General features: G+C 72.4%; 5 protein-coding genes. 2 read left to right on the forward strand and 3 right to left on the reverse strand.

What is annotated here, in order from left to right:
• Positions 1-42 precede the first annotated feature (42 nt).
• The 3 genes from AB0C82_RS12915 to AB0C82_RS12925 form a co-directional block, all read right to left on the reverse strand.
• On the reverse strand, positions 43-3,666 hold the full coding sequence (locus AB0C82_RS12915; protein WP_362839939.1) for a hydantoinase B/oxoprolinase family protein: 3,624 nt from the start codon (positions 3,664-3,666) through the stop codon (positions 43-45).
• A gap of 279 nt (positions 3,667-3,945) precedes the next feature.
• The gene (locus tag AB0C82_RS12920; protein ID WP_362839941.1) at positions 3,946-5,364 is read right to left on the reverse strand and encodes a HEAT repeat domain-containing protein; all 1,419 of its coding nucleotides are present in this window, start codon (positions 5,362-5,364) and stop codon (positions 3,946-3,948) included.
• A 277-nt stretch (positions 5,365-5,641) separates the two neighbouring features.
• Entirely contained in the window at positions 5,642-6,034 is a 393-nt protein-coding gene (locus tag AB0C82_RS12925) for an ankyrin repeat domain-containing protein (RefSeq protein WP_362839944.1), read from the reverse strand.
• 314 nt (positions 6,035-6,348) lie between these two features.
• Between AB0C82_RS12925 and AB0C82_RS12930 the strand changes: the two genes are divergently transcribed.
• Positions 6,349-6,543, forward strand: a complete 195-nt coding sequence (locus AB0C82_RS12930) for a hypothetical protein (RefSeq protein ID WP_185301971.1) — start codon at positions 6,349-6,351, stop codon at positions 6,541-6,543.
• 37 nt (positions 6,544-6,580) lie between these two features.
• Positions 6,581-8,200 (forward strand): ATP-binding protein, encoded by a 1,620-nt coding sequence (locus AB0C82_RS12935; protein ID WP_362839947.1) that lies wholly within the window; start codon positions 6,581-6,583, stop codon positions 8,198-8,200.
• Positions 8,201-8,371 lie beyond the last annotated feature (171 nt).

The following is an 8,371-nucleotide window of genomic DNA, read 5'->3' on the forward strand; positions in this document are numbered from 1 at the left end:
CGCAGAAGCGACCGACCGGCCGCCCCGCGCGCGGAGGCCCGGTCAGCCGTCCTCGGGCCGCCGCGGAGGCCCGTATCCGCCGCCGCCCGGGGTGCGCAGCACGAGTACGTCCCCGGCCGCGAGATCAGCGGTGTCGCAGCCCTCCAGGGGCGTCACCGTCGTACCGTCGGCGCGCTCGATCTGCTGGCTGCCGGGCGCGCCCGGTTCGCCGCCCGCCATTCCGTACGGAGGGACCCGGCGGTGGCCCGAGAGCAGTGCCACGGTGACCGGTTCGAGGAAGCGGATGCGCCGTTCCACTCCCTGTCCGCCGTGCCATCGTCCCGCCCCGGCGCTGTCGGCCCGTACCTCGAAGCTCTCCAGGAGCACCGGGTAGCGCCACTCCAGCACCTCCGGGTCGGTGAGCCGGGAGTTGGTCATGTGGGTCTGTACGGCGTCGGTGCCGTGGAAGCCGTCGCCCGCGCCGGAACCGCTGGCGACCGTCTCGTAGTACTGGACGCGCTCGTTGCCGAAGGTGAGGTTGTTCATGGTGCCGGAGCCTTCCGCCTGGATCCCGAGCGCCGCGTAGAGGGCGCCGGTGACGGCCTGGGAGGTCTCCACGTTGCCCGCGACGGTCGCCGCCGGGTGGGCGGGCGCCAGCATCGATCCCTCGGGCACCCGGATCTCCAGGGGCTTGAGACAGCCGCTGTTGAGCGGGATGTCGTCGGCCACGAGCGTCCTGAAGACGTAGAGGACGGCGGCCATGACCACGGACTTCGGTGCGTTGAAGTTCCCGGGCTGCTGCGGTGAGGTTCCCGTGAAGTCCAGTACGGCGCTGCGGGCCGCCCGGTCCACGGTCAGCCGCACCTCGATCACCGCGCCGTTGTCCGTCTCGTAGCGGTACGAGCCGTCGTCGAGACCGGCGACGATGCGGCGGACGGACTCCTCCGCGTTGTCCTGCACGTGGCGCATGTACGCCTCGACGACGGCGGGACCGAACTGCTCTGACATGCGGCGGAGTTCGGCGATCCCCTTCTCGTTGGCGGCGATCTGGGCGCGGAGATCGGCGAGGTTGGTGTCGGGGTCGCGCGAGGGGTACGCGGCGGTCGTCAGCAGTTCCCTCGTGGCGGCTTCTCGCAGCCTCCCGTCCCGTACGAGCAGCCAGTTGTCGAACAGGACGCCTTCCTCGTGGATCGTGCGGCTGAAGGCGGGCATGGAGCCGGGGGTGATGCCGCCGATCTCGGCGTGGTGGCCGCGCGAGGCCACGAGGAAGCGCGGCCCGCTCCCGTGTTCTCCCGGGGGCTCGTCGAAGACGGGCGTCACGACCGTGACATCGGGCAGGTGGGTGCCGCCGTGGTACGGGTCGTTGATCGCGTACACATCGCCGGGGCGCATGGTGCTGCCGTTGCGCCGCAGCACTTCCTTGATGGACTCCCCCATCGAACCGAGGTGGACCGGGATGTGCGGGGCGTTGGCGATGAGATTGCCGTGTGAGTCGAACAGGGCGCAGGAGAAGTCCAGTCGCTCCTTGATGTTGACGGAGTGGGCGGTGTTCTCCAGGCGCACGCCCATCTGCTCGGCGATCGACATGAAGAGGCTGTTGAAGACCTCCAGCATGACCGGGTCCACACCCGTCCCCACGGCCGTCCGGTCGGGGCGCGGACGCACCCGGGTCAGCACAAGGTGTCCGGTGGGGCCGGGCGACGCCTGCCAGCCGGGGTCGACGACGGTGGTGGCGTCGCTCTCGGCGACGATCGCTGGTCCGGTGACGGTGTCCGTCGTCCGGAGTTCCGTACGCCGGTACAGACGGGCGTCCTGCCATCGCCCTTCGCTGAACATCCTCACGGTGTCGTGCGGCCCGGCCCGGTGACCACCTGCCGACGGGGACGCGGCCGGACGGGGTCCCGAGGTCCCTGTGGCCTCCACGGAGACCGCTTCGGCGACCAGCGGTCTGTCCATCGTGAAGCCGTAGCGCGCCCGGTGAGCGGCCAGGAACTCCCCGGTCATGCCGGACACCGTGCCGAGGTCCACCGGCAGGCTCGCGTCCGTCCCGGCGTAACGCAGGAGCACACGGGCCCGGGTGGTGACGGCGGAGTCCGGTACGCCGTCGGCGCGGAGCCCGGCCCGGGTCCGCTCGGCAAGCTCCGCGCAGAGGGTCTCCAAGCGGGCGCGGGTCCGCTCGTCGAGTTCCTCCTCGACGGACTGCTCACGCATCGCCGTCACGTCGGCGAGTCCGATGCCGTACGCGGAGAGCACCCCGGCGAACGGGGGCACGAGGACGGTGTCGACGCCCAGTGCGTCCGCGACCGCGCACGCGTGCTGGCCGCCCGCTCCGCCGAACGCGGCCAGGGCGTAGCGCGTGATGTCGTGGCCGCGCTGGACGGAGATCTTCTTGACGGCGTTCGCCATGTTGAGCACGGCGATCTCCAGGAAACCGGCCGCGACCTGGGCCGCCGTCCGCCGGCTCCCGGTGGTCCGGGCCACCTCCCCGGCCAGGGCCTCGAAGCGTTCGCGCACGGTCGCGGTGTCCAGGGGCTGGTCGCCCCCGGGCCCGAAGACGGCGGGGAAGTGGGCGGGCTGGACCCTCCCGAGCATCACGTTGGCGTCCGTGACGGTGAGGGGTCCGCCGCGTCGGTAGCAGGCCGGCCCGGGGTCGGCGCCCGCCGAGTCGGGTCCTACGCGGTAGCGCCGGCCGTCGAAGTGCAGGACGGAGCCGCCGCCCGCGGCGACGGTGTGGATGCTCATCATCGGAGCGCGCATCCGGACACCGGCCACCTGGGTGCCGAGTTCGCGCTCGAACTCGCCCGCGTAGTGCGACACATCGGTGGACGTACCGCCCATGTCGAAGCCGATGACACGGTCGTGTCCGGTCTGTTCGGAGGTGCGGGCCATGCCGACGACACCTCCCGCCGGTCCGGAGAGCACGGCGTCCTTGCCGCGGAAGTGTGCGGCTTCCCGCAGTCCGCCGTTGGACTGCATGAACATCAGGCGGATGCCCCGCAGTTCACCGGCGACCTCGTCGACGTACCGGCGCAGGATCGGGGAGAGATAGGCGTCGACGACGGTGGTGTCCCCCCGGGGCACCAGCTTGATCAGGGGGCTGACCTCGTGGGAGCAGCTGATCTGCGTGAAGCCCGCCCCACGTGCCTCGGCGGCGACGGCGGACTCGTGACCGGGGTGGCGGTAGCCGTGCATGAGCACGACGGCCGCGCTGGTGAATCCGTCGGCCTTCGCGGCCCTCAGCCGCTCGGCCACCGCCGGGAGGTCGAGCGGTTTCACGATCGTGCCCCGTGCGTCGACGCGCTCCGGAACCTCGATCACCCGCTCGTACACGGCCTCCGGGAGCAGGATGTGCCGGTCGAAGAGGCGGGGCCGGTTCTGGTACGCGATTCTCAGCGCGTCCCGGAAGCCCTCCGTGATGACGAGCACCGTCGGCTCGCCGGTCCTCTCCAGCAGGGCGTTCGTCGCGACGGTCGTGCCCATCTTCACCACGGCGACCCGGTCGGCGGGGACGGGTTCGTCCGGCCCGAGGCCGAGCAGCCGTCTGATCCCGGCGACGGCGGCGTCCCGGTAGCGGTCCGGGTCGTGCGAGAGCAGTTTGTGGCTGACCAGGCGGCCCTCGGGGTCCCGGCCCACCACGTCGGTGAAGGTGCCGCCCCGGTCGATCCAGAACTCCCAGCGTCCGGTCATCCCCCCATTCTGGCCCGGGGACGGGCGCAAGGGCAGACCGCGCACGGCTTCCGGCCGGGCGTCGCGGCCGCGCGGGGCGGGGCGGGGCGGTGGGCGGGGCGAGGGCGCTGGGCGGCACGGCGGGGCGCGGTGGACGGGCCGGGGCGAGGGCGCCGTCCCGTGCGTGGCGCGCATCCGGCGCCGGGCCGTGCTCTCGCCGGCGCCCGGAGACGTACGGGCGGTCAGGCACGCCGCGCGCCCCGCCCCGCCGACCTGATGCGGGGTGCGGGGCCCGTTGATTCAGACGGCGGGTGCGTCGGGCCCGATCCTGCTGCGCACGGCGGTCTGCACCTCGGCCTCCTCGGCCGGGTCCGCGGCCAGCCGCCGCAGGCGTTCGGCGACCCTGATGTCACCGGTCTCCGCGTGCAGTGCGGCGACCTCCCGGGTGGTCTCCTCGCAGTCCCACAGGCACTCGACGGCGAAGCCGGTGGGAAAGGACGGGTCGGTCGCGGCCAGGGCCCGGGCTGCCCGTCCGCGCAGATGCGAGGAGGACGTCTCGCGGTAGACGTGGCGCAGTACGGGTGCGGCGCAGGCGATGCCGAGCCGGCCGGTGCCGTCGACGAGCGTCCAGAGTCGCTGGGCGTCGGGCCCCTCGCCCCGTACGGCCTCGCGCAGGGCGCCGAGGACGAGCGGGGCGTCCTGCGATCCGCCGCGGCAGGCGAGCACTCCGGCAGCCGACGCTCCCAGCGCGTCGGGCCGGTGGGCCCAGCGGCGGGCACGGTCCACGGCCGCTTCGCCGCACATGCGCTCGAAGGCGCCGACGGCGGCTTCCGAGACGGTGGGCGAGGGGTCGGTGGCGGCGGCCTCGATCAGGTCGAGGACGGCGGGGTCGCCGGCCTCGGAGAGGTAGTGGAGCGAGGCGCAGCGGGCGCCCTCGGAGCCGCTGCGGGCGGCCTCGATGATCAGGGGCCGGTCGTCGGGACCGGCGACCGCGGACAGGCAGCGGGCTGCCGGTACGTGGAGGACGCTGCCACGCTCCAGGCCCTGCTGCGCCCAGTCGAACACTGCCTGGACGCTCCAGCCGGGGCGCGGGCCGCCGGGTCGCATCTGGCGCTGCCAGCGGTCGAACGAGCCCTGTTCCGAGGCGGCCCTGACCCGGGCGCCGACCTCGTCACGCGGGTCGTCGGCCCACAGCCGCCAGGGGCGCGGTTCGAAGGCGTCGCGGACGACCGCGGCGAGTTCGGCGGTTCCCTCGGGGGTGGCGGGGAAGCGGTCCAGTACGGGCACGGCGAGCGAGCGCAGGCCGGCGTCGTCGTCGCGCAGGGCGAGCTCGTCGAGCGCCCACGCCCAGTTGGAGCCGGTGGCCGCGTAACGCCGCAGCAGGGCGAGGGCGTCCTCGCGTCCGTACGAGGCGAGGTGCCCCAGGACCGCGAGGGCGAGGCCCGTGCGGGAGTCGTCGGGGTCGAGGTGGTCCTCGGGGTCGCACAGGTGCCGTTCGATCTCTTCGATGCCGCCGTCGAGATCGAGGTACAGACGTGCGTAGTAGAGGGAGCGGTTCTCGACCTGCCAGTCGTGACGCGGATCGCTCAGGACACAGTGGTTGAGAGCCGCCAGGGCCTCGGGGCGCGGTGCGGCGAGCGCGTGGAGCGTGCCGTCGCCGCGGCCCCTCTGCAGCAGGCCGAGCAGGGTGCCGCTCGGCGCTATGAACGGATCAAACATGGAAAAAGCCTCACATCAAGCTGTCGACGCAACCGGGACTGTGCAGTTCCAGGTGCCGGGCAGGCACCGGAGCCGGCTCTAGGCCGCGCAGCAACATGATCGGCCGTCCGCCGTCTTCTGCCTGGTGTAGACCATCTTCCTCTGCCTCTCGTCGGTGGCCCTGAGCGGACCCGCGACGTCATGATGACCCAGCCATTTCGCCACCGCGACCACATTTACGGCGCAAAGGCCGGCGCGTGCGCCGGTGAGCGCCCCGGCGGGCACCTGCGCGCTCATGTCAGCGGGCTCCGAAGCGTTCCAGCAGGTCGGCCTTGCCGAACATGCGGGCCGTGTCGAGCGCGGAGGGCGTGCCGGACGCCGGATCGGCACCCGCCGCGAGAAGTGCCTCGATCACGGCGTTCTCGCCCTTGAAGACGGCGCCTGCGAGCGGGGTCTGCCCCCGGTCGTTGGCCCGGTCCGGGTCGGCGCCGCGGCCCACGAGGGCCGTGACCGCGCCGGCGTGCCCGTGGTAGGCGGCGAGCATGAGCAGGGAGTCACCTCGGTCGTTGGTGAGGTTCGCGGGCACGCCCGCGTCGACGTACGCGGCGAGCGCGTCGGCCTCACCGCGACGAGCCAGGTCGAAGACCTTGGCGGCCAGCTCGACCACCTCGGGATCGGGGGTTTCGCTCATCGGACGGACCGCCTTCCATAACCGTTGTCGCTGCCGCTGACCTGGTGGGGAGTACGGCGCGGAGCCGTACGAGTGAATCGACAGGGTACTGGTCCCGCGCCGACATGACCCGGCCCCCTTGAGGCAAAAGATCACCTTGAGCGGACCGTTCCGGTCACGGAACGTAGACATTCTCGGCGGTGAAGTCCCTCTCCTGTCCGCCAGTCAAGTGAAAATGTCAGCTTTTCACTCAATTGCACCTTTTATCGTATAGATACTTCCCGTAATCCTGGAAGGACTCATGGTGACTGTCCCCTCAACCAGGAGAACGACTCATGATCCTTTCCATCTCGGGCGTCGTACTGCTCGGCATCATCGTCTTTCTGTTCTTCAAGAAGGACGGCCTCAAGGCATCGCACGCCATGATCTGCGCCCTGTTCGGCTTCTACCTGGCCGGCACCGCCATCGCACCGAGCATCACGGCGGGCGGGGCGAGCCTCGCCGGCCTGCTCGGCGGGATCAAGTTCTGACGCTCGGCAACCGTTCCCACCCCTTCAGGAGACCGACGTGGCCCGGCGACCACTCCCCCGCATTCTGAGCAGCGGCAGCGCATCGATCACTCGCAGTCGAGAGATCGCGCGCACGGCCGCCGACAACGCCACCGACGTCCTCCATCCGCTGATCACGATCGTTCGTGGTCTGCGGCTGCTGGCCGCGGCAGGACGGCAGAAGTGGGCCGCGACGCCCAAGGACCGGCGTGGTCCCACGCTGTTCCTCGCCGCGGCCTGCGTACTCGTGGTGGCGCTCATCCCGTACGGGCCTCTGCTGGCCGTGATCACGGTGATGAGCGCCGCCGCGTGGAAAGGGCGGGACCGCACGCCCGTCAAGACCGGCCCCGACGAGGCGGAGTCCGCAAGACTTCAGGCCCTGTACGAGGCGCTCGTGCCCTACTTCTCGACGGCCGACGACCCCAGTCCGCTGTTCTCCCACGGCGGCGACTGGGACAAGGGCTTCAGCAGCCACACGTTCGACGCCGACGGGCGCCTCACCAGCCTCCAGGTGAACTACCCCGCGTTCTTCACCGACAGCGAACCGGCCTCCCGCAGCCGGATCGAGCAACTGCTCCAGGCCAAGTCCGGCCGTGGCCGCGAGTACCACTTCGCCTGGGACGAGGAGAGCAACCACCTCGTCATGACCGTGCTCGACGCCCTGCCGGTCTCGATCGCCGCCCAGCGCTTCGTGACCGCACCCGGTGAGACCGTGCTCGGCTTCACCGACGCCGACTCCGTCCGGCGGACCGTGCCCGTGCGGGACGGTGACGCCACGCGGGACGCGCCACCGGTCGTCTGGCGCACCGGGGCCCGCTCCACGGAACCCCATCTCCTCGTCGTCGGACAGCCCGGCAGCGGGACCACCACCCTGATGCGCTCCATCGCGCTCCAGGCCCTGCAGAACGGCGACGTCATCGTCGTCGAAGGCAGCGGCACCGGCGAGTACGGATCCCTGGCCGGGCGTACCGGGGTGCTCGCGGTCGAGTGCGGCCTCGCCGGGGCGCTCGCGACGCTGGAATGGGCCGCCCACGAGACGGAACGGCGGCTGATCGCCGCCAACCGGGCACGCCAGGCCGGGCACCCCGCCCCCGAGGACACCAAGCGTCCGCTGTGGATCCTGCTCGACCGTCCCAGCGTCCTGGGCCATCTGGCCGCGGCCGACGGCAGGCCCGACCCGCAGGAGCTCCTCCAGGTCCCTCTCCGGCACGGCAGGGCTGCCGGGGTCACGGTCGTCATGGCGGACCAGTTCGACTGCGTCGAATCGCTGACCGAGACGGTCCGGACCCACACACGCGCCAGGGCCGTCCTCGGTCCCGCCTCGCGTGAGCAGATCGAGGCCGTCCTCGGCGCGGAGCCGCACACGACACCGACCCCGGACGTCCCCCCGGGCCGGGGCTACGCGCGGCTGGGCACGGGACCGGTCCTGCGGCTCCAGGTGCCCGCCACACCCGACCCCTACGACGACGCCACCAGCGAGGCGCACCGGCAGGCCGTGCTCGACCTGCTGCCCGACCGGCAGTCCGCGGCCGACGACGGGCCCGCGACCGCGCCCGTCCCCGTGGCCGTCGAGACGGCCGTCGCGGGGCCCGCCGCCCGGGACCCGCTGATCGGAGCGCCTGCGATCGCCGAGGGCTGACCGGCAGGGGAAATGGCGGTGGGCGGGTGGTGGACTCCGGAGTCCCCCACCCGCCCCCCCCCCGTTTGCCCGGGAAGCGCCCCCACGGCCCGCCGGCGCGGCGCCCCCGCCCGGAGCCCAGGGGCGCGTGGCCGCCCCCGGGGGGCGCCCCCAGGGCGCCGCGGGCGCCAC

The sequence above is a fragment of the Streptomyces sp. NPDC048560 genome (assembly GCF_040650955.1).
GTDB lineage: Bacteria > Actinomycetota > Actinomycetes > Streptomycetales > Streptomycetaceae > Streptomyces.

Bases quoted from the DNA above. Each gene is read 5' to 3' on its own strand.
- AB0C82_RS12915 (WP_362839939.1), bottom strand. From the start codon at position 3,666: ATGACCGGACGCTGGGAGTTCTGGATCGACCGGGGCGGCACCTTCACC.
- AB0C82_RS12920 (WP_362839941.1), bottom strand. From the start codon at position 5,364: ATGTTTGATCCGTTCATAGCGCCGAGCGGCACCCTGCTCGGCCTGCTG.
- AB0C82_RS12925 (WP_362839944.1), bottom strand. From the start codon at position 6,034: ATGAGCGAAACCCCCGATCCCGAGGTGGTCGAGCTGGCCGCCAAGGTC.
- AB0C82_RS12930 (WP_185301971.1), top strand. From the start codon at position 6,349: ATGATCCTTTCCATCTCGGGCGTCGTACTGCTCGGCATCATCGTCTTT.